Source organism: Streptomyces wedmorensis (assembly GCF_000716445.1).
Taxonomy (GTDB): domain Bacteria; phylum Actinomycetota; class Actinomycetes; order Streptomycetales; family Streptomycetaceae; genus Streptomyces; species Streptomyces wedmorensis.
In genome coordinates this window covers 48,021-71,070 of record NZ_JNWK01000033.1, presented here as the reverse complement: position 1 = coordinate 71,070, position 23,050 = coordinate 48,021, and the positions used below count along the sequence as shown (strand labels likewise).

Here is a 23,050-nt window from a genome sequence, read left to right as displayed (position 1 = left end):
TCCGGACCGGCCGTTACACTCCGCCGCATGCTGCGCGTACTGGCCGTCGACGACGAGGAACCCGCCCTCGGGGAGCTGCTCTACCTGCTGCGCGCCGACCCGCGGGTGCGGACGGCGGAGGGCGCGGGCGACGCGACCGCCGCCCTGCGCCGGATCGGACGGGCGCTGGAGACGGGACCCGAAGGGGACGACGGCATCGACGTCGTCTTCCTCGACATCCACATGCCCGGTCTCACCGGGCTCGACGTGGCCAGGCTGCTCGCCGGCTTCGCGCGTCCGCCGCTGGTCGTGTTCGTCACCGCCCACGAGGGCTTCGCGCTCCAGGCGTTCGACCTGAAGGCCGTCGACTACGTCCTGAAGCCGGTCCGCCGCGAGCGACTCGCCGAGGCCGTCCGCCGCGTCCACGACCTGGTGCACGCGACGGCGGCCCCCGCGACGGCGGCACCCGAGCAGATCCCCGTCGAACTCGGCGGCGTCACGCGCTTCCTCGCCGTCGACGACATCGCCTACGTGGAGGCCCACGGCGACTACGCCCGCCTCCACACGGACCACGGCAGCCATCTCGTCCGCATCCCGCTCTCCACCCTGGAGGAGCGGTGGGCCGCCCGGGGCTTCGTCCGCATCCACCGCAGCCACCTCGTGGCCCTCGCCCGGATCGACGAACTCCGGCTCGACGGCGGCGCCACCTCCGTCCGGGTCGGCGCGACCGACCTCGCCGTCAGCCGCCGCCACGCCCGTCACCTGCGGGACCTCCTGATGCGGCGGGCCGGCGGCTGACCGCCCGCACGTCTACCGCGGCCGGAGCGCGCTGCGTAGACTCCACGCGTCCGCCGGGCCGGTGCCGCCGTCCGCGCGGGCCGTCGCAAGTCGTCGAGAGAGCCGGGAGCGGACCCCGATGTCCGAGCACCACCCCCCGCGCAGACCCCGGCGCGAGACCGTCACCTACGCCTCCGCCCACGGCGGCGCGGCCGCGCCCGGGACAGCCGGGCGCCGGCCCGTCCACCCGCCGGCCCGCTCCGAGATAGACGAGCAGACCACCCTGGGCCACACCTACGTCCGCTCCCTGATGCGCAGCCAGCTCCGCGCCGCGCTCACCGCCCTCGGCGCGCTCGCCCTGCTCGTCGGCTCCCTGCCGCTGCTGCTCGCGCTGCCCGCGCCCGAGGCGCTCGTCTGGGCCGCCCTCGGCGTCGGCGTGTACCCGGTCGTCTGGGCCATCGCCCACTGGTACGTCCGCCGGGCCGAGCGCAACGAACGCGACTTCACCGGCCTCGTCGAGCACTGAGAGCGGTGGAGCACCCCGGATGAACCAGACCTACGCGGTCGCCGCAGTCACCGCCGTCGTCCTCGCCACCGTCCTCATCGGCGCCCTCGGCCTGCGGATCTCCCGCACCACCTCCGACTTCTACGTCGCCTCGCGGACCGTACGGCCCGGCCTCAACGCCGCCGCCATCAGCGGCGAGTACCTCTCCGCCGCCTCCTTCCTGGGCATCGCCGGCCTCGTCCTCGTCCAGGGCCCCGCCATGCTCTGGTACCCGGTCGGCTACACCGCCGGATACCTCGTCCTGCTCGTCCTCGTGGCAGCCCCGCTGCGCCGCTCCGGGGCGTACACCCTGTCGGACTTCGCCGAGGCCCGGCTCGAATCCCCGCAGGCCCGCAGGCTCGCCAGCCTCTTCGTCGTCGGCATCGGCTGGCTCTACCTGCTGCCCCAGCTCCAGGGCGCCGGACTCACCCTGGAGATCCTGACCGGCGCCCCCGACTGGGTCGGGGGGCTGCTCGTCGCCCTGGTCGTCACAGGAACCGTCGCGGCGGGCGGCATGCGCAGCATCACCTTCGTCCAGGCCTTCCAGTACTGGCTGAAACTCACCGCCCTGCTCGTCCCCGCGCTGTTCCTGCTCGCCGCCTGGTACGGGGACGGGGCGCCCAGGGCCCGCTTCGACGCCCCCGCCGTCCTGCGCGGCTACACCGTCGTCCGGGTCGCCGACACCGTGCGGATCGGGCTCGACGCCCCCCTCACCGTCACCGTCACCGGCCGCGTCGACTCCGTCCCGTACGCCGACCGGACCGTCACTCTGACCTCCGGCACCCACCACGTCCTCGGCGGCACCACCCTGTCGTTCGCGCCGGGCGCGCCGCTGCCCGAGAGGGCCGTCACCGGCTCCGACCCGCTCGGCTGGTCGCAGCCGCTCGCCGGAGGCCGCGACGGACACCAGCTGTACGCCACGTACGGCCTGATCCTGGCGACCTTCCTCGGCACCATGGGGCTGCCCCACGTCGCCGTCCGCTTCTACACCAGCCCGCACGGCCGCGCCGCCCGCCGCACCACCCTCGTCGTGCTCGGCCTGGTCGGCGCCTTCTACCTGCTGCCGCCGCTCTACGGTGCCCTCGGCCGGATCTACGCCCCCGAACTCGCCCTCACCGGCTCGGCCGACGCCGCCGTCCTCGTGCTGCCCGACCGGATACTCGGCGGACTCCTCGGCGACCTCCTGGGTGCGCTCCTCGCGGGCGGGGCCTTCGCGGCGTTCCTCTCCACGGCGTCCGGGCTCACCATGTCCGTCGCCGGCGTCCTCACCCAGGACGTGCTGCCCTCCCGGGGCGTGCGGCACTTCCGGCTCGCGACCCTGCTCGCCACCGCCGTGCCGCTGGGCGTCGGCGTGGTCGCCTCCAAGGTGCCGGTGGCCGACGCCGTCGGCCTCGCCTTCGCCGTCTCCGCCTCCTCCTTCTGCCCGCTGCTCGTCCTCGGCATCTGGTGGCGGCGGCTGACCCCGCCCGGCGCCATGGCGGGACTCCTGCTCGGCGGCGGTTCCGCCCTCGTCGCCGTGATGGCGACGCGGGCCGGACTCGCCCCCGGCGGCTGGCCGCACACCCTGATGGCCTGGCCCGCCGTCTGGTCGGTACCCCTCGGCTTCCTGAGCATGGTGCTGGTCTCGCTCGCCACGCCCCGCCGCGTCCCGCCCGGCACCCCGGCCATCCTCGCCAGGCTCCACCTCCCGGAGGAGTTCACCGGCACCGTCCCCGCCCAGGAGGCACGCCGATGAGCGGCATCGCCCTCGCCGCCGCGTCCGCCGCGGGGGCCGTGCTCCTCGCCGCGGGCTTCGTCCTCGGGGGGTTCGCCGCCCGGCGCGGCGGCCGCGCCGCCGACCCTGGTCTCGGCACACCGGTCGAGCGGGCGACCTTCCACACGCTGCACACCGCCTCGCTCGCCGCGCCGCCGCTGCGGGCGGGCCTCACCGAGGAGACCGCGCGCAAGGCCGCCGGCACGCTGCGCTCGCTCCTCGGCACCGAGGCGCTCTGCCTCACGGACCGCGGCGCGGTCCTGGCCTGGGACGGTCCCGGCGAGGACCACCACCGCGCGCACGTGCCGGACCAGGTGGCCGAGACCCTGGAGACCGGGCGCAGCCGCTCCGCGCACACCGGCTGCGCCGACCCCGACTGCCCGCTGCGCTGGGCGGTGATCGCTCCGCTCACCGGGGAGGACGGGGTGCTCGGCGCGCTCGTCGCCTACGGTTCCCGGGAGTCGGCCGTCCTGGTGCGGGCCGCGACGGAGGTGGCCCGCTGGGCCTCCGTACAGCTGGAGCTGGCCGAGCTCGACCGGTCGCGCACCAGGATCGTGGAGGCCGAGATCCGGGCCCTGCGCGCCCAGATCTCGCCGCACTTCATCTTCAACTCCCTCGCGACGATCGCCTCCTTCGTGCGCACCGACCCCGAGCGCGCCAGGGAACTCCTCCTGGAGTTCGCCGACTTCACCCGTTACTCCTTCCGACGGCACGGCGAGTTCGCCCAGCTGGCCGACGAACTGCGCTCCATCGAGCAGTACTTGGCGCTGGCCGGCGCCCGCTTCGGCGATCGCCTCAAGGTGACGCTGCAGATCGCTCCCGAGGTGCTGCCGGTGACCCTGCCCTTCCTCTGTCTCCAGCCGCTGGTGGAGAACGCGGTGAAGCACGGGCTCCAGGACCGGGAGCGGGGCTGCCGCGTCACCATCGCCGCCCGGGACGCGGGCGCCGAGGCGGTGGTGACCGTCGAGGACGACGGCATCGGCATGGACCCGGAGGTGCTGCGCGCCGTCCTGCGCGGCGAGCACCCGGCCGGCTCCGGCATCGGCCTCTCCAACGTGGACGAGCGGCTGCGTCAGGTGTACGGGACGGAGTACGGCCTCGTCATCGAGACGGGGCTCGGCGCCGGGATGAAGGTGACGGTACGCGTCCCCAAGTACCGGCCGGGCGTGCACCGTTCTGCCGCTTAGCGGTCTCGCTCGCGCGGTCAGCGCAGGTGCAGCGAGAGATGGGCGAGCGGAAGGCCCAGCTTCCAGGCGGGGAGCCAGACCTGGTCGTCCTCGTCCACCGGGGAGGCGTCGCCCCCGACCGCGCGGCCGTCGAGGTCGGCGGCGAGCACCCAGGTGTCCCGCAGCAGGCGCCAGGCGGTGTGCGCGAGTGCCAGGTCCGGGCCGTCGCCGCCGGACGCCCGCCGCGCGGCGAGCCTCTCCTCGACCCAGGGCGGCCAGGGCCGGTCGTAGGCCGTGCGGCGCAGCCAGGCGTCGACGTCGCCGGCGGCCCAACCGACCGAGGGCCCGTCAGGTCCTTCGGACAGGTGGACGGTGAGGGCCAGGGCCCGGAGGCCGGCCCGGTACTCCAGTGAGCCGGGCGCCACGAGGGCGGCGGCCCGCAGCACCTCGTCGGCCAGGTACTCGGCGCACAGCCAGGCCATCGGGACGGCGAGGCCGCCGCCACTCGTGCCGCCGGCGCCGTTCGTGCTCTCGGGCAGCAACGCTCCCACCTTCTCCCGGACGTCGGGGACCCGGACGTCAGGGCCCGGGGGAGAGCCTCCTCCGAGAAGGGCGCCCGCGGGTCCCGCTTTGCTCAACTCGCCCGTGTGGTTTCGGATACGTTTCCCGGCCGGATCGGTGCCGGTGAGGTTCCTGTTGCCGGACGTGTCGAGGGTGGCGTGGGAGACGGCGGGGACGAGGCCTCAGCCGAGGAGCGCGTACACGGCGGTGGCGTGGGCGGCGGTGTCCTCCGTGCCCTCGGCCGTCATCGCGATGTCGGCGAAGGCCATCCGCTTGCCCGCCTTGGTGAGCCGGGCGTGCACGAGGACGTCGGCGCCGACGACCGCCCGCTGGAAGCTGATGGACTGCTGGACGGTGGTCATCGGCACGAATCCGCCGCGGGCCGCGGCGACCGCGATGACGGTCGCGGTGTCGGCGGCGGCCATCAGGGCCTGGCCCGAGAGGCCGCCGCCCTCCCGGGCGAGCCGGTCGGACCAGGGGAGCCGGAGCACGGCCCCCTCACCGTCGGCACCGACCGACTCGACGGTGAGTCCCAGATCGAGCACCCAGGGGGCGAAGTTGTCGGCGAGGATCTTTTCGGCGGCGGCGAGTGTCAGCGTCACGGCGTCATTGTGGGGCCGCGGCCCGGGGCCGGGCAACGCCCGCGCGACGCGGCCGGTACCCGGGCAGTGACCGGCCGAGCTGGCGCAGGGCGTAGTGCGAGCGGGACTTGACGGTCCCGGCGGGGATGCCGAGGTCCACGGCGGCCTCGTTGACGGTGAGGCCGTGGAAGTAGAGCCGTACGAGCACCGCGCGGTGTTCCGGGCTCAACTCCCGGACGGCCGCCCGGACGTCGAGCGCGGCCTCGGCGGAGGTGGTGGCATCGGCGGGGTCGGGGGTCACGGCGAGGACGCCGTCGCCGATCTCGGCCGGCCGGGCGAGTCGTGACCGCCGGGCGTCGATGGCGAGGCGGCGGGCCACGGTGAAGAGCCAGGGCCGGATCGAGGCGTAGGCGCCGTCGAAGGCCTCGGGGTGCAGCCAGGCCCGTACCAGCGTCTCCTGGGCGAGGTCCTCGGCCCGCTGCCGGTCCCCGTAGGTCAGCCCGAGCAGGAAGGAGAGCAGCGCGGGTCCGTGCTCCCGCTGCAACTCCTCCAGGGTCCGTTCGTCGGTCGTCGCCGTCGTCATCCTGCCCACCTCTCCCGCGGCTCGTCGTCGGGCCGTATACGAGCGCATCCGGAGGACGAGGGACAGGGAACGGACAGCGGTCTGCGACGAACGGTCGCACCGAGCGGCGAATGGTACGGCGAACGGTCAGACGGAGTCGGTGCGTCCGTTTCGGCTGGGTTCATGACGTTCTACGGCCTTGACCCTTGACTGAGGCTTTTTCGCGCGCTCAATTGATCAGAACAGATGTTCATCGGATGAGTTGGGTGGAGTGCCGTACATGACCACACGCACCAGACCCGCGGGAGCGGTGGCCCTCACCGCCGTCCTGCTCGCGGCGGCGACCGGCTGCACCGACGGCGCCGGCGGCGGCCCGGGCGGCGGGACACCCGGAACCTCGTCCGGCCCGCCGGGCGCGAGCCGCCCCGCGGGGTCCCCCGCTGCCCCGTCCGCGGCACCGGGCGGGGCCTCCGCACCCACCGGATTCACCCTCGTGGCCTCGGGCGACGTCCTCCCGCACGACTCGATCATCCGCCGCGCCGCCGAGGACGCCGGCGGCGGGGGATACGACTTCGGCCCCATGCTCTCCGGGGTGAAGCCCGTCGTCTCCCAGGCCGACCTCGCCATCTGCCACATGGAGACCGTGTACGGGAAGGAGGGCGGGCCCTACACCGGCTACCCCGCCTTCAAGTCGCCGCCCGAGGTCGCCGCGGCGCTGAAGGCCACCGGCTACGACTCCTGCTCCACGGCCTCCAACCACACCCTCGACGACGGCGCCGCGGGCCTCGGCCGCACCCTCGACGCGCTCGACAAGGCGGGCGTCCGGCACGCCGGTTCGGCCCGCACCGCCGAGGAGGCCGCACGGCCCGCCCTGCTCAAGGCCGGCGGCGCCACCGTGGCCCAGCTCGCCTACACCTACGACACCAACGGCTACCCGCTCCCCGAGGGGCGGCCCTGGGCGGTCCAACTGCTCGACGAGAAGAAGGTCGTCGCCGACGCGCGCGCCGCCCGGGCGGCCGGCGCGGACGTCGTCGTGGTCAGCGTGCACTGGGGCACCGAATGGCAGACCGAGCCCGACGAGCGGCAGCTCTCCCTCGGCCGCGCGCTGACCGCCTCGCAGACCGGAGGCCGCCCGGACATCGACCTGCTGGTCGGTACACATGCCCATATCCCGCAGGCTTACGAGAAGGTCAACGGCACCTGGGTCGTCTACGGCATGGGCGACCAGATCGCGGGCGACATGATCAACCACGAGGGCGCCTACGACCCGCGCGGCAACCAGGGCACCCTCGGCCGCTTCACCTTCGCGCCGCCCCGCACCCCCGGCGCGCGGTGGGAGGTCACCAAGGCCGAGTTCATCCCCCAGTGGTTCGACACCGCACGCGGCCGGGTCGTCAACCTCGGCGCCGCCGACGGGAGCAACGCGCGCCACGCCGAGATCCGCGACACGATCCGGCGGGTGGTGCTCAGCCGCGGCGCCGACAAGGACGGCCTGGTGATGGGGAAGTAGGCCGCCCGCACCCGTTCCCGAAACGCCTCGGGCGATCGGCTCATCGGGTGTTTTCGGACGGGTGGCCGGTGTCGATGGGCTGCGGCGGGCCCCGCCCGTACGAACCATTGGTCATGAAAAACGATCAGATGAACAGTGGCCGCCGGGCGGTGCTGCGCCTCGCCGCCGCCCTCGGCGCCACCGCCACCGTCGGCGTCCTCGCGGCGGACCGGTTCGGCACCCCCGGACCCGTCGCCGGCACCGCTTCCGCACCCCAGGGAGCGCCGGGCGCGGGGCACGGGGGAGTGGGGTCGGCCGCCGGACCCCAGGCCGCCGGGTCCACCCGGCTGCGGCCGACGGCCTACCGGCTCCAGCCGATGACCGCGTACGCGCCGCCGGCGTTCCGCCGCGCGCTGCCCCCGGTCCGGCAGCGGCCGTTCCTGAGCATGTCGGGGGTCGGCCGCTCGATGGTGCTGACCTTCGACGACGGGCCCGACCCCCGCTACACCCCGGCCATCCTGGAGACCCTCCGCCGCTACGACTGCCGGGCCATGTTCTTCGTCTGCGGCGAGATGGCCGTCGACAACCAGGACCTGCTGCGGGAGATGGCCGAGGACGGACACGTCGTCGGCAACCACTCCTGGTCCCATCCCCTCATCCCCAAGCTGCGGCCCTCCCGCATCCGCGACGAGCTCGGCTCCACCAGCGAGGTCGTCGAGCGGACGCTCGGCACGGCGCCGCTCTGGTACCGGGCCCCCTACGGCGCCTGGAACCGGCACTCCTTCGAGATCGGCGCCGAACTGGGCATGGAGCCGCTCGCCTGGACCGTCGACACCCTCGACTGGAAGGAACCGGGCACCGACTCCATCGTCCGCCGCGTCCTCGACGGCGCCGCGCCCGGCACCGTCGTGCTCTCCCACGACGCCGGCGGCAACCGCTCGCAGAGCGTCGCCGCGCTCCGCCGCTACCTGCCCGAACTCCTCGACGCCGGCTACCGGATCACCGTGCCGCGGCGCTGAGCGCCCGGGTACGGCGGAAGGGCCCCGGCATCTGGTGCCGGGGCCCTTCGTGCGGGGCCGCTAGCGCGAGCCGACCATGCGCGCGTAGACGACGACGTTCCCGTCGTAGCCACGCGCGCGCGTGTAGCCGCCGCCGCAGGTGATCACCCGGAGTTCCGGCTCCCCGTTGTCGGCGTAGACCTGCACGCCGGGGAAGTTGTCCTTGGCGTACACCTCGACGCCGTAGATCTCGAAGACCGCGACCCGGCCGTCGTACCGCTCGACCTCGACGTGCTGGCCCTTCTGGAGCGAGCCCAGGCCGTAGAAGACCGCCGGTCCCTTCGCGTTGTCGACGTGGCCGACGATGACGGAGGTGCCGCGCTGGCCGGGGGCGATGCCGTTCTGGTACCAGCCGGCGAGGTTGGGGTCCTCCGGCGGCGGGGCCGCCACCCAGTCGTCCGCGTCCAGGCCCACGTCCATGATGGGGGCCGCCACCTGGATCGCCGGGATCTTGATCCGGGACGCCGGTGCGAAGGGCAGCGGCTCCAGACCGGTGGTCGCGGCGGGCGGTGGCGGGGCGACCGGATGTGCCACCGGCCGGGCGGCGGCGGCGGGTTGAGGCGGCCCGTCGGCGATGTCCACCCCGTTGCGCATCATCGCGAGTCCGGACAGCATGGCGAGGGCCAGGACGCCCCAGGGTCGGCGTCTCCTGCGATCGAAGACGCGGAAGTCCTTCGGGGGCATGGTTCTCCCTTCTCGGCGTCGTCAGAACGGTAAAGCCGGTCGCGCGCGCCGTCGCGCCGGACGGCGCGAACGGGTGAGGGCCCGCCGCCGGACGGGTGTCAGGGCCGTCGGCGGCCTACGGGACGGGCGCGGACGGCCCCGGCCGAGGCGCGGGCCGGAGGCGGCGCGGGGGGTATGCGTGGAGGCGGCGGCGGGGCGGGTGAGGGGCGAGCCCGGCAGCCCGTGCCGAAGCGCGGCCGGGGTGCAGCCGGGTGACGTCGGGGCTGACCCATCCGAGTAATCGTCGGATAAGCATCCCGAACGCCTTTGACCTGCGGCTCCGTTGCCTCAGGGGGCTCTTCCCTCGGCGTGTCGCCTCACCGGGGTGGCCCAGTGCCGACGTGCACGGCTCGCACCGACTGGTGATGGTTCGTCATGGAAGGCGTACTCGTCGAATCTCCCGGAGCACCGCTTTGGGGCGTCTTCCACAGGAGGTTCAACCATGCGTGCTGCACGCACTCTGGCGGTGACGGCGACCGCGTTCGCGGCGCTCGGACTCGCGGCCCCCCTCGCCACCGCAACCAACGGGCCCAGCAACGTGACGGTCCCTCTCCAGACCGAGCGGGGCGGAGACGGTTCCAACGGCGTCACCGTGTCCCCCTTCGCGGTCCACCAGGGCGCGATCCTCACGATCACCGTCCGCGGCTGCGCGGGTGGCACGGTCACGTCGAACGCCTTCCCGACGACCACGCTCCCCGCCGCCGTCAACGGCGTGTCGACCGCCACCCCCCGCATCTTCAACAACGCCACGCCCGGCCAGTACAACCTGGCCGTCCAGTGCAACGGCCGCACCCTGACCCAGCCGTTCCGGGTCCTGGCCGGCCAGGGCGCGCAGGGCGGTCTCGGAGGCTCGCTCGCGCCCAGCTCCACCGAGATGGCCGTGGGCGGCAGCCTGGTCGCCGCGGCCGCGCTCGGCGGCGGGGTCTTCATCGCCCGCCGTCGCCGTATGACCGGCGCGGGAGTCTGACCGGTCGAACCTCCCGGTCGGCCCGCTGCGCCCGCCGCCCCCGAGTCCCGCTGGGACCCGGGGGCGGCGGGCGTCCGTGGCGCCCACCGGTCCGGCCGCGACGCCCGGTCAGTGGCGCCGGGCCGAGCCGTTGCGGCGGCGCACCACGTACACGACGCCGGTGGCCCCGGCCACGACCAGCGCGCCGCCGGCCGCCAGCTCCAGGGGTTCGACGCCGCTGTCCACCGACCCTCCGAGACCTCCCCGTACCCCGCGCGGGGGGGTGAGGATCGTGGCGCTGATGGTCGGGGTGGCGGTGGGGGCGGGGGTGCCGCTGATGCTGAGGTCGACGGTGTCCTGGACTCCGCCGGTGCAGTTGAACGACACCGTGTACACGGCGCCGCGCTTGGCGTCGATGTCCACGAGGGCGGTGGCCGCCGAGCCCGGTGCGATGACGACGGTGTCGAAGATGCCGGCCGAGGCCGTCGCCGTACTGGCGCAGCCGGGCGCGCTGAGCGTCACCCGGCCGCCGGGGGCGACGACCCCGGGCGACACGACGAAGTCGCCCGGGGCCTTGGCCTTCGGTGCCCGCGGGCCGTTGGCGGGAGTGTCGTCCGCCGCGACGGCGGTGGGGGCGGCCAGGGCGAGGGCGGCCGCCCCCAGCAGGGCAGTGGTAGCGGCACGTATCGCGCGCATGGTGAATCCTCCGGGTCCCGAGGGGCAGCCGCGGAAGGGGGTTTCCGCCGAACGCCTTGCGTACACCTCGATGCCGGACACGCTAGGAGCGCACTACCACAGCCGCGATCCCAGGCGTGCGAATGGGGCACGATTGTCCCCCGTGCGGCCCATTCGGACGGCCTGGATCACCGTGTGAGCTGCGGGAACAGATCGGTGAACGGCGTGGCGGTGGCCGAGATGCCCCGGCCGAACGGCGCGTCGAAGTCCCAGATGAGGAACAGCAGGAACGCGATCAGGACGCTGAAGAGCCCGGCGAGCAGCAACTCCCGCCCGGTCCTGCGGATCTGGAGCGTGAAGATCAGGCCGACCGTCACCAGGGCGCCGATGATCAGGCCGAACCACACCACCCCCGGCATGGTCGCCCCCGCGCTCTGCCCGCGGGCCCCCCGGGCGTCGTCGGCCGCCGCCACCCGGTCGACCAGCGGCTGGTAGGCCTGCCCCTCGAAGTCGTTGGCGGGCTGGTAGTCGGTGACGCTGCGCCGGACCCGCTCCAGGAGCGCGGTCCCCTCGTCGCTCAGCTCGCCGTGCTCGGACATGTACGTCCACTCGTCGTGGACCACGTACGAGACGTACGCGTCGACGTCGGCGCGGATGCCCTCCCGGACCGCCTGCGGATACACCTCGGCGCGGGCCGAGATCTCGTGCATCGCCTGGGCCTCCTGCCGGACGGTCTCCTGGGCGGCCCCGCGGGCCTCCCAGACGCCGGCGATGGCCAGACCGAGGACGATCGCGTAGATCACGCCGATCATCATCGTCATGTACTCGATGACGTCGGGGGTCTCGCTGGGGTCGTCGTCCTCGGGGATCCGGCGGTTGTTGATGACGACGATGGTCAGGACGACGGCGCAGGCGGCCGCCATCGCAAGGGTCAGAACAAGCCATTCGGACATGAAAGCTCTCCGGCGGGACTCGGCGGGTGAAGGGGACGGGAGGGCAGCGGGACGGCTGTCCGGCGCGTAGGGCGACCGGTGCGGCGGCGGGTCATTTGGACCGGGGGCGCAGGATCGCCGTCGCGAGCACGGCCGGGGCCGTGATCATCAGCGTCGCGGTGACGACGGAGGTGCCGCCCTCCCGCTTGGCCTGCGTGGCCGGTCGGTAGTGGGGCAGCGCCACGGGCGTGGGGGCCGGGCGACGCGGGCGCACGGTCGGCGGAGGCGGCGGCGCGGGCGCGGGTTCAGGCGGCCTCGTGGTCGGCGGCGCGGGCTTCGGCGGCTCCGGACGCGGCGCGGGGCGGACGGCCGGCGGCTTCGGTACGGGACGCGGCGGGGGCGGCTCGGGCGTGGGTGGCGGCGGGGGCGGCTCCGGCGTCGGCGTCGGGGACGGGGAGGGCTTCGGCGGTTCGGGCTTCGGTGTGGGGGAGGGAGTGGGCGTCGGCGTGGGCGTGGGCGTGGGCGTGGGCGACGGGCACGGCGGGGGCGGCTTGGGAGGGCAGGGCTTCGGGTGGTGGTGGTCGTGGCCCTTGCCTTTGCCCTTGCCGTGCTGGTGGTGGCCCTTGCCGCGGCCGTCGTCGCCGTCACCGTCGTGGCCGTGGCTGTGGCCGCCGCCGGCGACGGCCACCGCGATGTTCGAGCCGTCCTGGTCGGTGGAGGCGTAGGCGCAGGCGTCGGCGGCGGCGGGCACGGGCGAGGCGAGCAGCCACACCAGTCCCAGGGCCGCCACCGGCCGCGCGAGGAGTGATCCGTACAGAGACACGCCGTCGAGCTTGATCACATGAGGCGCGCGCCGGGGCGGAATCACGGCGGATTCGCCGGATGGAGGGGATCTCCGGTTGTGCGGGCTTGACGTTTCGCCGTGTGTCGGACTCGGATTCGGCTCAATGCCCGGTATCGCCGACCGCGTGATTCCGGACGGGGGCCGAGAAGGTCCGTTCCGGCCTCCGGATCGAGAACTGTCCGGTTGTCGCCCTGTCGGATCGGGCCGTCAACGGGGCATCCTGCACCGGCGACCGGGTCCTGACAACGGCAACGGCCGAGGTACGGGCGGGACCTGGGCCACCGTCGGATGGTGAGCGGCGTCGCCGGTGTAGCCGACGCACGATCATATGCACGTGAATTTGCACAGCCTGAAGGCGTGAACTCTGCGTTCCGGGAGCACGTGCCAATGGCGTGTGACCAAGAACGGACCGCTAATTTCCGTTTCTACTCGCTCTCCCGGCGGGCGATCAGTAGCCTCACCTCGAACACCGGCCGCGAACACATGGCCGCATCCCATGGCGACTTGTTGGAGACATTGATGGAGCGTCCCGCCTGGGCTCCGCCTGGTATCGACATCTCGGTACCGAGCGTGTCCCGTATGTACGACTTCTATCTGGGCGGCTCGCACAACTTCGAAGTGGACCGGGAAGCGGCGCGCAAGGCCATGGAGTTCATGCCGGGCCTGCCGAAGATCATGCAGGCGAACCGTGCCTTCATGCGGCGCGCCGTCCGCTACGCCGTTGACAACGACGTCACCCAGTTCCTGGACATCGGCTCCGGCATACCCACCTTCGGCAACGTGCACGAGGTCGCCCGGAAGGCCGACCCCGCCGCGCGCGTCGTCTACGTCGACCACGACCCGGTCGCCGTCGCCCACAGCCGCGCCGTCCTGGAGGGCGACGAGGCCGCCGCGGTCGTCGCCGCCGACCTGCGCAAGCCGGCCGAGATCCTCTACAGCCCCGAGGTCTCCCGACTGCTCGACCTGAACCGGCCGGTCGCCCTCCTCCTCGTCGCCGTCCTGCACTTCCTGGAGGACGAGGACCGCCCGTACGAGGCCGTCGCCGAACTGCTCGGCGCCCTCGCCCCCGGCAGCCTCGTCGTCGTCACCCACGCCTCCTACGAGGGCATCCCGCTCCTGGAGGACGAGGCGGACGGCACCGTGGGCGTCTACCGGAACATCCGCAACCCCCTGGTGATGCGGTCCAGCGGCGAGATCGCCCGCTTCTTCGAGGGCACCGAGATGGTCGAGCCCGGCCTCGTCCCGATGCCCCTCTGGCGACCGGAGAGCCCGGTCGAGGAGGAGGATCCCTACGCCTTCTCCGGCTTCGCAGGGGTGGGGCGCACAGCGTGAAGGTCCCGTCGCAGCCGACCGGCGCAATCGCGGAGGCCGACGGCCCGGAGGACAGGCTCAGGCGCTTCGTCACCATCTGGAGCCGCGCCATCTTCCCGGTGACGGCCACCTCGCTGACCCGCGCCGAATTCGAGGTGCACCTGCTGCCGCTGGCCCGCACCCTGTGCGACGCGCTGCACGCCCGGCCCTTCGACACGGCCCCGGCCCAGCGCACCGGCGCGGACCTGATCGCCGCCCACTGCACCGACCCGGACGCGCTCGGCCGCAGCCTCGGCGTGGTCGATTCGTACCTGGTGCTCTACTGCGGCACGGAGTCGGACCTGCCGGCCGAGGAACTCCGTGCCCGCTGCGCCCGGCTCCAGCACGCCATGGCCACCGGCTACGCGCAGGCCCTGCGCGAGCGGACCCGCGCCGAGCAGGAGGCCATCGCCCGCTCGGCGCTCACCGCCCGCAGCGCCGCCGAGATCGCCCTGCACGCCACCGAGAGCCGCTTCCGCGCGGTCTTCGACGGCGCGGCGATCGGCATCGGCATCGCCGACCTCGACGGCAACGTCCTGGAGATCAACGAGACCCTCACCCGCATGTTCGGCGGCATGGAGGGCCAGGTCCGCAGCAAGAACGTCAGCGAGTGGGCCCACCCGGAGGACGGGCCGCACGTCTGGAAGCTGTACGAGGAGCTGGTCCGCGGCGAGCGCGAGCACTACCGCGTCGAGAAGCCCTACTACCGGGGTGACGGAACGGTTCTGTGGACCAACCTCACGGTCTCGCTCCTCCGCGACGCCGAGGGCCGGCCCCAGTACCAGCTCGCCCTCCTGGAGGACACCACCGAACGGCGCCTGCTCCACCTGCGCCTGCGGTACGAGGCGACCCACGACGCGCTCACCGGGCTGCCCAACCGGACCCTGTTCTTCGAACGCCTGGAGAAGGCCCTCGCGCCCGGCGACAACGCCCGCTTCGGCCTCTGCTACCTCGACCTCGACGGATTCAAGGTCATCAACGACAGCCTCGGCCACTCCGCCGGCGACCGGCTGCTCGTCGAGGTCGCCGACCGGCTGCAGAGCTGCGTCACGGGCGCGGGCGAGATGGTGGCCCGACTCGGCGGCGACGAGTTCGTCGCCCTCACCACCGCCCCCGGCGGCGAACGGGACGTCACCGAACTCGCCGACCGCATCCTCGCCGCCCTCGCCACCCCCCTCCGCATCGACGGCCGCGAACTGACCGTCCGCGGCAGCCTCGGCGTCGTCGAGGGACCGGCGGGGGAGCGGACCCCCGCCGAGGTCCTCCGCAGCGCCGACATCACCATGTACCGGGCCAAGTCCGCGGGCGGCAACCGCTTCGAGCTCGCCGACCCGGAGGCCGACGCCCGCGCCATCACCCGGCACGGACTCACCACGGCCCTGCCCACCGCCCTGGAACGCGGCGAGTTCTTCATCGAGTACCAGCCGCTCGTCCACCTCGACGACGGCAGCGTGCACGGCGCGGAGGCGCTCGTACGCTGGTGCCACCCGCAGCACGGGGTGCTCGGCCCCGACCGCTTCATCCCGCTCGCCGAGGACACCGGCCTCATCGTGCCCCTCGGCCGCTGGGTGCTCCAGGAGGCCGTGCGCCAGGCCCGCTTCTGGCAGACCCGGCACGCCGACGGCGGCCCGCTGCGGATCAACGTGAACCTCTCGCCGACCCAGCTGCACCATCCGCGTCTGGTCGCCGACACCGTCGACGTCCTGGAGCGCTCGGGACTCGAACCCGGCGCGCTCTGCCTCGAAGTCACCGAGTCCGCCCTGATCGGCGCCGACGAGGACCTCCTGAAGCCGCTGCGGCAGCTGGCCGAGATGGGCGTCGACATCGCGCTCGACGACTTCGGCACCGGCTACTCGAACCTCGCCAACCTCCGCCGGCTTCCGGTGAGCGTCCTCAAGCTCGACCGCTCCTTCACCCGGGGCATGCAGCAGCACCCCGTGGACCCGGTCGACCTGAAGATCGTCGAAGGGATCGTCTCCCTGGCCCACAGCCTCGAACTCGCCGTCACCGTCGAGGGCGTCGAGACCGGCGCCCAGGCCCGCCGACTCCGCGACCTCGGCTGCGACACCGCCCAGGGCTGGTACTACGCCCGCCCCGGCGCCCCGGACCGCATCCACTCCCTCCTCCTGGCGGACGCGGTCTGAACCCGGCGGCCCCCGACCCGGACAGGGCCTAGTACTCCTCGGAGAGCTGCGGGGTCCACTCGTAGCGGGCGGTGGCCGGCACGTGGTCGCAGACCAGGAGGTACCCCTCGGGGCTGAAGGAGACGGCGAGCGCCTCCTCCGGGGCGCACGGGGCGAACACGGCGGGTCCCGCGGGGTCGGGAGGCCCCTCCTCGGCGTGGGGCGGCACCGTGCGGACCGGGGCCGGCGAGGAGCCGGCCGGAGCGCCTCCGGCCCCGGCCTCCGAGGTGAGCGCGGCGAAGGCCGTCATCGCGGCGGCGGTGAGGGCCACGGCCCCCAGGACGGCCGCCCCGAGCGCCACCCGCCCCCGGCGACGGCGCACCGCCGGGGGCGTTGCCGCCTGCGCGAACGCGGGCGCGGCGGGCACGGACGGGGTGGAGGCCGGCGCGGCGGGCCGGGGCGGCTCCACCCGGGGCAGCGGTTCGTCCGTGAACTGGTCCGGAATCAGGAAGGGTTCGCCGTCCCACAGGACGGGCCACCGCACGGGTCCCGAGGCGGCCCGGCGGCGGGCCAGTTCGTCGCGGGCCTCGCGAGCCGTCGGGCGGTCGCCGGGGGCGTCGGCGGTCATCGCGGCCACGAGGGCGGCGGGCGCCCCGAGCTCGCGGAGTACGAGCCCCGCCGCGTAGACGTCCTGTTCGGGACCGCCGCCCGACCCGGCGCGGACCTCCGGGGCCAGGTAGTCCGGGGTGCCCGCGACGAACCTCGTCGAGGTGAGCCGCAGATGGGGCAGCACCCGGGCCAGGCCGAAGTCGCTCAGGTACAGGCACGGGCGGCCGGGTCCGCTCGCCGCGAGCAGCAGGTTGGAGGGCTTCACGTCACGGTGCACGAGCCCCGCCCCGTGCACGGCGACCAGTGCCTCCATCAGCTGCTGGGCGATCAAAAGCCCCGCCTCGATGGGGAGTTCGCCGTAGTCGGCGAGGAGTCCGGCGAGGGTGCCGCCGCGTACCAGCGGCAGCACCAGCCAGGCCTCGCCCTCGCGGACGAACCAGTCGACGGGGGTGAGGACATGGGGGTGGCCGAGACGGACCGACTGCTCGCAGACGAGCCGCAGCAACGACTCCAGGTCCGCGCTCCCGGACACCTTCACGGCCACTTCCGTGCCGCCGTGCGTGTCGACGGCCCGCCACACCGCGCCCTGCGCTCCGCGTGCCACCGGCGCCACGAGCCGGTACCGCCCGGCGAGCATCCCCCCTGCTTCCATGCGCCGCAGAGTACCTCCGCGGCGCGGCGGGTCAGAGGGTGGCCAGCGTGAGGACGACGGTGTCGGCGGTGGTGACGACCGAGACGGAGGTCTTGTCCGAGGTGGCGGTGAAGACGCCCGCGATGTCCACCACCGTGTACTGGGCGCCTTCCAGGGCCTTGCGGTACTCGGCGAGGACGCCCTTCGGGTCCGTGGCGGCGTACGTCATGACGTAGCCGCCGGTGCCGCCGGTCACGGACGTCAGCTCCCCGGACGGCAGCGGCAGGTCGGCGGGCAGGTCGTCCGGCTTCTTCACGCCGTCGGCGGGCGCGTCCGGGGTCGCGGTGCCGGCGCCGCCGGAGCCGTCGGCCGGGGCCTGGGTGGTCGCGGTGGCGGTGGCGCCGCCCTTGGCGTCGCTGCCCTCCGACTGGCAGGCGGTGAGTCCGAGGACGGCGAGGGCGGCGACGGCGGCGAGCGAAGTGGTGCGCTTCCAGGTCATGGTGACGTCCCATCAGTGAGGGTGGGTGAGGTCGTGCCTTCCGGCGAGGAGATTGACATATGAAAACTCCCTTTGACAAGTGTCAATTGCCGCCCTAGCGTCCTGTGCATGGACGAGACCACCGTCGCCCGCAACCAGGAGCTCCAGCGCCAGTGGTACGGAGCTCCGCTCGGCGACCTCTGCCGGGACGTGTGCGGCCTGTTCGGCCTGACCCAGTCCGGACTCGCCGAGACCCTGGGAATCTCCCCCGCCATGCTGAGCCTCGTCATGCGCGGGCAGCGCGCGAGGATCGCCAACCCCGACGCCGCCGCCCGGCTCTCCGCCGTCCTCCACCTCGCCCAGGGCGTCCGCGCCGGAGGGGTGCCGGCCGGGGACGCCCCCCGGGCCCTCGCCGAGATCCGTGCCAGCAGGACGCCGGGCCAGGACTCCCTCGGTGCCGCCGTGACCCCGCACCAGGCGGGCGAGACCCCTCCGGCGGACCCCGACTCCGACCTGCGCTTCGCCCTGCGCCTGCGCGAGCTCCTCACCGGTCGCGCGAGCGCCCTCGACATCCTCGACGCGGCCCGACTCCTCGACGCGGACCACCCCGGACTCGCCGAGATCCTCCGGGTCTGCGGCGCGGGCCGTACGGACGAGGCCGTCGCCCTCGTCCGCGCCGTCCGCCCCGGATCCGCCGGAGAGGCCCCGGGCCGGTGACGGCCGGGGGCGTCAGGCGCCCCGGCGGGAGGCCATGAGCAGCCGCTGGAGCTCACGCGCCGCCCTCGGCGGCGCCACGTCGCTGCGGTGGGCCAGGGCGATGGTGCGGCGCAGGCCGGGCCGGGCCAGGGCCGTCACCCGCAGGTCGCGGCCGGCGCGCGCCGCGACCATCGTCGGCACCACCGCCAGCCCGAGGCCGGCCCGTACGAAGCCGAGGACCGCGTCCAGCTCGCCGCCCTCCACGGTGAAGGTGGGCTCGAAGCCGGCCGCCCGGCAGGCCCCGACGGTGAGTTCCCGCAGGTCGTAGCCGTGGCGGAACATGACGAGTGGCTGGTCGCGCAGGTCCGTGATGCGCACCGGCCGGCGCGGCGGCGGGGCCGAGGCGCTGGAGACCACCACGAGGTCCTCCCGGAGCAGCTCGACCGTGGTCAGCGCCGGTGACGGGGAGGGCAGCGGAAGCACGACGAGCGCCAGGTCGAGCGCTCCGCGCGCCAGCTCCCGTACGAGGTCGTGCGAACCGCCCTCCTCGATGAGCAGCTCGATCCCCGGGTGCAGGTCGTGGAAGGTGCGCAGGACGTCCGGCAGCAGGCCCGTGCACAGGCTGGGCGTCGCGCCGAGCCTCACCCGGCCCCGCTTGAGCTGGGCCAGCTCCTGCACTTCGAGGCGGGCCGTCTCGGTGTCGGCGAGGATGCGGCGTGCGAGCGGCAGCAGCGCCTCGCCGGCGTCGGTGAGCGTGATGTTCCCCCGGGCCCGGCTGAAGAGTTCCGCGCCCAACTCCTGCTCCAGCGCCTTGATCTGCTGGGAGAGCGAGGGCTGCGAGACGTGGACGCGCTCGGCGGCCCGGGTGAAGTGGCGGGTCTCGGCGACGGCGACGAAGTAGAGGAGCTGCTGGAACTGCATGGTCCCAGCGTAGGCGATATGGATAGGCACGACCTATCGAGATCAGCCGGACCATGTCTTGGACCTCTCGGGTCCTTCGGCCCTAGCGTCGTACGCATGGCTCTGGCACCCACGAGGGACCGCACGGCGGGCCGCCCGCCGTCCCCCACACCGTCACGCGGATTCCGGTCGTCGACCCTCGGCAAGAAGACGGTCATGGCCGTCAGCGGGCTGATCATGCTCGGCTATCTCGTCGCCCATGTCGCCGGCAACCTGAAGGTCTTCTTCGGCCCCGAGGAGTTCAACGCCTACGGCCACTGGCTGCGGGTCATGGGCGCCCCCGTCCTGCACCACGAGTGGGCCCTCTGGCTCGTCCGGATCGTGCTGGTCGCCGCCGTCGTGGCGCACGCCGTCTCCGCGTACCAGCTCAGCCGGCGCGACCTGAAGGCCCGCCCCACGGCGTACGTCCACCGCCGCAGGCGCGCCTCGTACGCCACCCGCACCATGCGCTGGGGCGGGATCGTCCTCGCCCTCTTCATCGTCTGGCACGTCCTCGACCTGACCACCGGCACCGTCCACCCCGGCGGCTTCGAGGAGGGCAGGCCCTACCAGAACGTGGTCGACACCTTCTCCACCTGGTACGGCAACGTCGTCTACATCGTCGCCATGCTCGCCGTCGGCCTGCACGTCCGCCACGGCTTCTGGAGCGCCGCCCAGACCCTCGGCGTCGGCAACGCCCGCCGCGAGCGCCTGCTGCGGGCCCTCGCGAACACCCTCGCGCTCGTCCTGACCGCGGGTTTCGTCTCCGTCCCCGTCGCCGTCATGACCGGAGTGGTGAGCTGACCATGAGCTACCTCGACTACGTGACCGGCGAGCCGATCACCGACACCAAGGCACCCGAAGGACCCGTCGCCGAGCGCTGGGACACCCGCCGCTTCCAGGCGAAGCTGGTCAACCCCGCCAACCGCCGCAAGCACCGGATCATCGTCGTCGGCACCGGCCTCGCGGGCGGCTCCGCCGGCGCCACCCTCGCCGAACAGGGCTACCAGGTCGTCCAGTTCTGCTTCCAGGACTCCCCGCGCCGCGCCCACTCCATCGCCGCCCAGGGCGGCATCAACGCCGCCAAGAACTACCGGAACGACGGCGACTCCGTCCACCGGCTCTTCTACGACACCGTCAAGGGAGGCGACTTCAGGGCCCGCGAGTCCAACGTCCACCGCCTCGCCCAGATCTCCGTCGAGATCATCGACCAGTGCGTCGCCCAGGGCGTGCCCTTCGCGCGCGAGTACGGCGGACTCCTCGACACCCGTTCCTTCGGCGGCGTCCAGGTCTCCCGCACCTTCTACGCGCGCGGCCAGACAGGCCAGCAGCTGCTGCTCGGCGCCTACCAGGCGCTGTCCCGGCAGATCGCCGCCGGAAACGTCGAGATGCACGCGCGCACGGAGATGCTCGACCTGGTCGTCGTCGACGGGCGGGCCCGCGGGATCGTCGCCCGGGACCTGATCACGGGCGAGATCACCACCCACTACGCGGACGCCGTCGTCCTCGCCAGCGGCGGCTACGGCAACGTCTTCTACCTGTCGACGAACGCGATGAACTCCAACGCCACCGCCGTCTGGCGGGCCCACCGGCGCGGCGCGTACTTCGCCAACCCCTGCTTCACCCAGATCCACCCCACCTGCATCCCGCGCACCGGCGACCACCAGTCCAAGCTGACCCTGATGAGCGAGTCGCTGCGCAACGACGGCCGCATCTGGGTCCCGAAGGCCAAGGGGGACACCCGCCCCGCCGCGGAGATCCCGGAGGACGAGCGCGACTACTACCTGGAGCGGATCTACCCCTCCTTCGGCAACCTCGTCCCCCGTGACATCGCCTCCCGCGCCGCGAAGAACGTGTGCGACGAGGGCCGCGGCGTCGGCCCCGGCGGCCAGGGCGTCTACCTGGACTTCGCCGACGCCATCCGCCGCATGGGCCGGGCGGCGGTCGAGGAGAAGTACGGCAACCTCTTCGACATGTACGAGCGGATCACCGCCGAGAACCCGTACGAGGTCCCCATGCGGATCTATCCCGCCGTGCACTACACGATGGGCGGACTCTGGGTCGACTACGACCTCCAGACCACCGTCCCCGGCCTCTTCGCCGTCGGCGAGGCCAACTTCTCCGACCACGGGGCCAACCGGCTCGGCGCCTCCGCCCTCATGCAGGGCCTCGCCGACGGCTACTTCGTGCTCCCGGCCACCATCAACGACTACCTCGCCCGCCACCCCCACGCCGAGCCCGTCACCGACGACCACCCGGCGGTACGGGAGGTGCTCGCCGAGACAGAGGACCGGCTGAACCTCCTCCTGGCCGTCGACGGCGACCGCACCCCCGACTCCTTCCACCGCGAACTCGGCGAACTCATGTGGGAGTTCTGCGGAATGGCCCGCGACGAGAGCGGCCTGCGCACCGCCCTGGAGCGGATCCCGAAGATCCGTGAGGAGTTCTGGAGCCGCATCAAGGTCCCCGGATCGGGACAGGAGTTCAACCAGTCCCTGGAGAAGGCCAACCGGATCGTCGACTACCTGGAACTCGCCGAACTCATGTGCCTCGACGCGCTCCACCGGGCCGAGTCCTGCGGCGGCCACTTCCGCGAGGAGTCCCAGACCCCCGACGGCGAGGCCGCCCGCCACGACGAGGAGTTCGCCTACGTGGCGGCCTGGGAGTTCGGCGGGACCGGCGCTCCCGTCCTCCACAAGGAAGACCTCGCCTTCGAGTACGTCCACCCCACCCAGCGGAGCTACGCATGAGGCTCAACCTGCGCGTCTGGCGCCAGAAGAACGGCGCCGCCGAGGGCGCCATGGCCACCTACGAGGTGGACGGCATCTCCGCCGACATGTCCTTCCTGGAGATGCTCGACACCCTCAACGAGGACCTCATCCTGCGCGGCGAGGACCCCGTCGCCTTCGACCACGACTGCCGCGAGGGCATCTGCGGCGCGTGCAGCCTCGTCATCAACGGCGACGCCCACGGCCCCGAGCGCACCACCACGTGCCAGCTCCACATGCGCTCCTTCCGCGACGGCGACACGATCGACGTCGAACCCTGGCGCGCGTCGGCCTTCCCCGTCGTCAAGGACCTCGTCGTCGACCGCGGCGCCTTCGACCGGGTCATCCAGGCCGGCGGCTACATCACCGCCCCCACCGGATCGGCGCCCGAGGCGCACGCCACCCCGGTCCCGAAGGCCGACGCGGACTCCGCCTTCGAGCACGCCGAGTGCATCGGCTGCGGCGCCTGCGTGGCGGCCTGCCCCAACGGCTCCGCGATGCTCTTCACCTCGGCCAAGATCAACCACCTCAACGTCCTGCCCCAGGGCTCACCGGAGCGCGAGACCCGCGTCCTCGACATGGTGGCCCAGATGGACGCGGAGGGCTTCGGCGGCTGCACGCTGACCGGGGAGTGTGCGACCGCGTGCCCGAAGGGCATCCCGCTGCCGTCGATCTCGGCGATGAACAGGGAGTGGCTGCGGGCGCGGCGGAAGGCGTCCCGGGGCTGACCGGATCAGGACAGTCTGACGGCGTGGTCCGGACCACACCGCACACCCCGGAACCGAAGATCGTTCACGGAATGATCATCTTCTCCGTAAGATCTTCGCTCCGGGGTGCCTCCACCCCGTGCGACAGCAAGATCAACT

At 73.3% G+C, this 23,050-nt stretch carries 23 protein-coding genes; 13 read left to right on the top strand and 10 right to left on the bottom strand.

Features of this window, described 5'->3' with window-relative positions; genetic code table 11:
* Nucleotides 1-27: 27 nt before the first annotated feature.
* The 4 genes from OO54_RS24655 (at nucleotide 28) to OO54_RS24640 (ending at nucleotide 4,240) form a co-directional block, all read left to right on the top strand.
* Nucleotides 28-777 carry a LytR/AlgR family response regulator transcription factor gene (locus OO54_RS24655; RefSeq protein ID WP_033206640.1) on the top strand — a complete coding sequence of 250 codons (750 nt, stop codon included), beginning with the start codon at nucleotides 28-30 and terminating at the stop codon, nucleotides 775-777.
* 118 nt (nucleotides 778-895) lie between these two features.
* Nucleotides 896-1,282, top strand: a complete 387-nt coding sequence (locus OO54_RS24650) for a DUF485 domain-containing protein (RefSeq protein WP_033206639.1) — start codon at nucleotides 896-898, stop codon at nucleotides 1,280-1,282.
* A 19-nt stretch (nucleotides 1,283-1,301) separates the two neighbouring features.
* Nucleotides 1,302-3,035, top strand: a complete 1,734-nt coding sequence (locus OO54_RS24645) for a sodium/solute symporter (protein WP_033206638.1) — start codon at nucleotides 1,302-1,304, stop codon at nucleotides 3,033-3,035.
* Nucleotides 3,032-4,240, top strand: coding sequence for a histidine kinase (locus tag OO54_RS24640; protein ID WP_033206637.1), 1,209 nt, complete (start codon nucleotides 3,032-3,034; stop codon nucleotides 4,238-4,240). The genes OO54_RS24645 and OO54_RS24640 overlap by 4 nt, the downstream gene beginning before the upstream one ends.
* 17 nt (nucleotides 4,241-4,257) lie before the next feature.
* Here the strand turns inward: OO54_RS24640 and OO54_RS24635 are convergent, their stop codons facing one another.
* From OO54_RS24635 to OO54_RS24625, 3 genes are all read right to left on the bottom strand, one after another.
* The gene (locus tag OO54_RS24635) at nucleotides 4,258-4,761 is read right to left on the bottom strand and encodes a hypothetical protein (protein WP_033206636.1); all 504 of its coding nucleotides are present in this window, start codon (nucleotides 4,759-4,761) and stop codon (nucleotides 4,258-4,260) included.
* Nucleotides 4,762-4,962: 201 nt separating this feature from the next.
* Nucleotides 4,963-5,382 (bottom strand): PaaI family thioesterase, encoded by a 420-nt coding sequence (locus tag OO54_RS24630; protein WP_033206634.1) that lies wholly within the window; start codon nucleotides 5,380-5,382, stop codon nucleotides 4,963-4,965.
* Between the two features lie 4 nt (nucleotides 5,383-5,386).
* Nucleotides 5,387-5,944, bottom strand: a complete 558-nt coding sequence (locus tag OO54_RS24625) for a sigma-70 family RNA polymerase sigma factor (RefSeq protein WP_017240699.1) — start codon at nucleotides 5,942-5,944, stop codon at nucleotides 5,387-5,389.
* Nucleotides 5,945-6,203: 259 nt separating this feature from the next.
* On the opposite strand from OO54_RS24625, the gene OO54_RS24620 reads away from it, so the two are divergent.
* A complete protein-coding gene (locus OO54_RS24620) occupies nucleotides 6,204-7,433 on the top strand; it encodes a CapA family protein (protein ID WP_033206690.1) in 1,230 nt (409 codons plus the stop codon).
* 113 nt (nucleotides 7,434-7,546) lie between these two features.
* Entirely contained in the window at nucleotides 7,547-8,431 is an 885-nt protein-coding gene (locus OO54_RS24615; RefSeq protein WP_033206632.1) for a polysaccharide deacetylase family protein, read from the top strand.
* A gap of 60 nt (nucleotides 8,432-8,491) precedes the next feature.
* On the opposite strand, the gene OO54_RS24610 is transcribed toward OO54_RS24615, so the two are convergent.
* Nucleotides 8,492-9,154 carry a class F sortase gene (locus OO54_RS24610; protein WP_033206630.1) on the bottom strand — a complete coding sequence of 221 codons (663 nt, stop codon included), beginning with the start codon at nucleotides 9,152-9,154 and terminating at the stop codon, nucleotides 8,492-8,494.
* A 481-nt stretch (nucleotides 9,155-9,635) separates the two neighbouring features.
* On the opposite strand from OO54_RS24610, the gene OO54_RS24605 reads away from it, so the two are divergent.
* On the top strand, nucleotides 9,636-10,160 hold the full coding sequence (locus OO54_RS24605) for a hypothetical protein (RefSeq protein ID WP_033206629.1): 525 nt from the start codon (nucleotides 9,636-9,638) through the stop codon (nucleotides 10,158-10,160).
* Between the two features lie 108 nt (nucleotides 10,161-10,268).
* On the opposite strand, the gene OO54_RS24600 is transcribed toward OO54_RS24605, so the two are convergent.
* The 3 genes from OO54_RS24600 to OO54_RS46810 form a co-directional block, all read right to left on the bottom strand.
* Nucleotides 10,269-10,835 (bottom strand): hypothetical protein, encoded by a 567-nt coding sequence (locus OO54_RS24600; RefSeq protein WP_033206627.1) that lies wholly within the window; start codon nucleotides 10,833-10,835, stop codon nucleotides 10,269-10,271.
* A gap of 167 nt (nucleotides 10,836-11,002) precedes the next feature.
* Nucleotides 11,003-11,767 (bottom strand): bestrophin-like domain, encoded by a 765-nt coding sequence (locus OO54_RS24595; protein WP_033206626.1) that lies wholly within the window; start codon nucleotides 11,765-11,767, stop codon nucleotides 11,003-11,005.
* Between the two features lie 91 nt (nucleotides 11,768-11,858).
* Nucleotides 11,859-12,569: a hypothetical protein gene (locus OO54_RS46810; protein ID WP_209440902.1), complete on the bottom strand. Its 711-nt coding sequence runs from the start codon at nucleotides 12,567-12,569 to the stop codon at nucleotides 11,859-11,861.
* A gap of 540 nt (nucleotides 12,570-13,109) precedes the next feature.
* On the opposite strand from OO54_RS46810, the gene OO54_RS24575 reads away from it, so the two are divergent.
* Both OO54_RS24575 and OO54_RS24570 read left to right on the top strand, forming a co-directional pair.
* Nucleotides 13,110-13,922: an SAM-dependent methyltransferase gene (locus tag OO54_RS24575; RefSeq protein WP_033206621.1), complete on the top strand. Its 813-nt coding sequence runs from the start codon at nucleotides 13,110-13,112 to the stop codon at nucleotides 13,920-13,922.
* Nucleotides 13,919-16,084: a putative bifunctional diguanylate cyclase/phosphodiesterase gene (locus OO54_RS24570; protein ID WP_033206620.1), complete on the top strand. Its 2,166-nt coding sequence runs from the start codon at nucleotides 13,919-13,921 to the stop codon at nucleotides 16,082-16,084. The genes OO54_RS24575 and OO54_RS24570 overlap by 4 nt, the downstream gene beginning before the upstream one ends.
* A gap of 28 nt (nucleotides 16,085-16,112) precedes the next feature.
* On the opposite strand, the gene OO54_RS42500 is transcribed toward OO54_RS24570, so the two are convergent.
* Both OO54_RS42500 and OO54_RS24560 read right to left on the bottom strand, forming a co-directional pair.
* Nucleotides 16,113-17,324, bottom strand: a complete 1,212-nt coding sequence (locus OO54_RS42500; protein ID WP_078905324.1) for a serine/threonine-protein kinase — start codon at nucleotides 17,322-17,324, stop codon at nucleotides 16,113-16,115.
* Nucleotides 17,325-17,355: 31 nt separating this feature from the next.
* On the bottom strand, nucleotides 17,356-17,802 hold the full coding sequence (locus OO54_RS24560; RefSeq protein ID WP_033206619.1) for a hypothetical protein: 447 nt from the start codon (nucleotides 17,800-17,802) through the stop codon (nucleotides 17,356-17,358).
* 108 nt (nucleotides 17,803-17,910) lie between these two features.
* Between OO54_RS24560 and OO54_RS24555 the strand changes: the two genes are divergently transcribed.
* Entirely contained in the window at nucleotides 17,911-18,498 is a 588-nt protein-coding gene (locus tag OO54_RS24555; RefSeq protein ID WP_051787152.1) for a helix-turn-helix domain-containing protein, read from the top strand.
* A 12-nt stretch (nucleotides 18,499-18,510) separates the two neighbouring features.
* Here the strand turns inward: OO54_RS24555 and OO54_RS24550 are convergent, their stop codons facing one another.
* Nucleotides 18,511-19,398 carry a LysR family transcriptional regulator gene (locus OO54_RS24550; protein WP_026058460.1) on the bottom strand — a complete coding sequence of 296 codons (888 nt, stop codon included), beginning with the start codon at nucleotides 19,396-19,398 and terminating at the stop codon, nucleotides 18,511-18,513.
* Between the two features lie 96 nt (nucleotides 19,399-19,494).
* Here OO54_RS24550 and OO54_RS24545 point away from each other — a divergent pair, with 96 nt between their 5' ends.
* Genes OO54_RS24545 through OO54_RS24535 form a run of 3 tightly spaced genes read left to right on the top strand, consistent with a single transcriptional unit; the run spans nucleotide 19,495 to nucleotide 22,912 of the window.
* Nucleotides 19,495-20,220 (top strand): succinate dehydrogenase, encoded by a 726-nt coding sequence (locus OO54_RS24545; protein ID WP_078905323.1) that lies wholly within the window; start codon nucleotides 19,495-19,497, stop codon nucleotides 20,218-20,220.
* A 2-nt stretch (nucleotides 20,221-20,222) separates the two neighbouring features.
* Nucleotides 20,223-22,166: a fumarate reductase/succinate dehydrogenase flavoprotein subunit gene (locus OO54_RS24540; protein WP_033206615.1), complete on the top strand. Its 1,944-nt coding sequence runs from the start codon at nucleotides 20,223-20,225 to the stop codon at nucleotides 22,164-22,166.
* On the top strand, nucleotides 22,163-22,912 hold the full coding sequence (locus tag OO54_RS24535; RefSeq protein WP_017240685.1) for a succinate dehydrogenase/fumarate reductase iron-sulfur subunit: 750 nt from the start codon (nucleotides 22,163-22,165) through the stop codon (nucleotides 22,910-22,912). The genes OO54_RS24540 and OO54_RS24535 overlap by 4 nt, the downstream gene beginning before the upstream one ends.
* The last annotated feature ends 138 nt before the right edge of the window (nucleotides 22,913-23,050 follow it).

What these genes read in the sequence shown, in the direction of transcription:
- OO54_RS24640 (WP_033206637.1), top strand. Translation starts at nt 3,032, where the DNA reads ATGAGCGGCATCGCCCTCGCCGCCGCGTCCGCCGCGGGGGCCGTGCTC.
- OO54_RS24560 (WP_033206619.1), bottom strand. Translation starts at nt 17,802, where the DNA reads ATGACCTGGAAGCGCACCACTTCGCTCGCCGCCGTCGCCGCCCTCGCC.
- OO54_RS24545 (WP_078905323.1), top strand. Translation starts at nt 19,495, where the DNA reads ATGGCTCTGGCACCCACGAGGGACCGCACGGCGGGCCGCCCGCCGTCC.
- OO54_RS24595 (WP_033206626.1), bottom strand. Translation starts at nt 11,767, where the DNA reads ATGTCCGAATGGCTTGTTCTGACCCTTGCGATGGCGGCCGCCTGCGCC.
- OO54_RS24655 (WP_033206640.1), top strand. Translation starts at nt 28, where the DNA reads ATGCTGCGCGTACTGGCCGTCGACGACGAGGAACCCGCCCTCGGGGAG.
- OO54_RS24600 (WP_033206627.1), bottom strand. Translation starts at nt 10,835, where the DNA reads ATGCGCGCGATACGTGCCGCTACCACTGCCCTGCTGGGGGCGGCCGCC.
- OO54_RS42500 (WP_078905324.1), bottom strand. Translation starts at nt 17,324, where the DNA reads ATGGAAGCAGGGGGGATGCTCGCCGGGCGGTACCGGCTCGTGGCGCCG.
- OO54_RS24610 (WP_033206630.1), bottom strand. Translation starts at nt 9,154, where the DNA reads ATGCCCCCGAAGGACTTCCGCGTCTTCGATCGCAGGAGACGCCGACCC.
- OO54_RS24620 (WP_033206690.1), top strand. Translation starts at nt 6,204, where the DNA reads ATGACCACACGCACCAGACCCGCGGGAGCGGTGGCCCTCACCGCCGTC.
- OO54_RS24625 (WP_017240699.1), bottom strand. Translation starts at nt 5,944, where the DNA reads ATGACGACGGCGACGACCGACGAACGGACCCTGGAGGAGTTGCAGCGG.
- OO54_RS24605 (WP_033206629.1), top strand. Translation starts at nt 9,636, where the DNA reads ATGCGTGCTGCACGCACTCTGGCGGTGACGGCGACCGCGTTCGCGGCG.
- OO54_RS24555 (WP_051787152.1), top strand. Translation starts at nt 17,911, where the DNA reads ATGGACGAGACCACCGTCGCCCGCAACCAGGAGCTCCAGCGCCAGTGG.
- OO54_RS24575 (WP_033206621.1), top strand. Translation starts at nt 13,110, where the DNA reads ATGGAGCGTCCCGCCTGGGCTCCGCCTGGTATCGACATCTCGGTACCG.
- OO54_RS24550 (WP_026058460.1), bottom strand. Translation starts at nt 19,398, where the DNA reads ATGCAGTTCCAGCAGCTCCTCTACTTCGTCGCCGTCGCCGAGACCCGC.
- OO54_RS24650 (WP_033206639.1), top strand. Translation starts at nt 896, where the DNA reads ATGTCCGAGCACCACCCCCCGCGCAGACCCCGGCGCGAGACCGTCACC.
- OO54_RS24540 (WP_033206615.1), top strand. Translation starts at nt 20,223, where the DNA reads ATGAGCTACCTCGACTACGTGACCGGCGAGCCGATCACCGACACCAAG.
- OO54_RS24535 (WP_017240685.1), top strand. Translation starts at nt 22,163, where the DNA reads ATGAGGCTCAACCTGCGCGTCTGGCGCCAGAAGAACGGCGCCGCCGAG.
- OO54_RS24645 (WP_033206638.1), top strand. Translation starts at nt 1,302, where the DNA reads ATGAACCAGACCTACGCGGTCGCCGCAGTCACCGCCGTCGTCCTCGCC.
- OO54_RS24615 (WP_033206632.1), top strand. Translation starts at nt 7,547, where the DNA reads ATGAAAAACGATCAGATGAACAGTGGCCGCCGGGCGGTGCTGCGCCTC.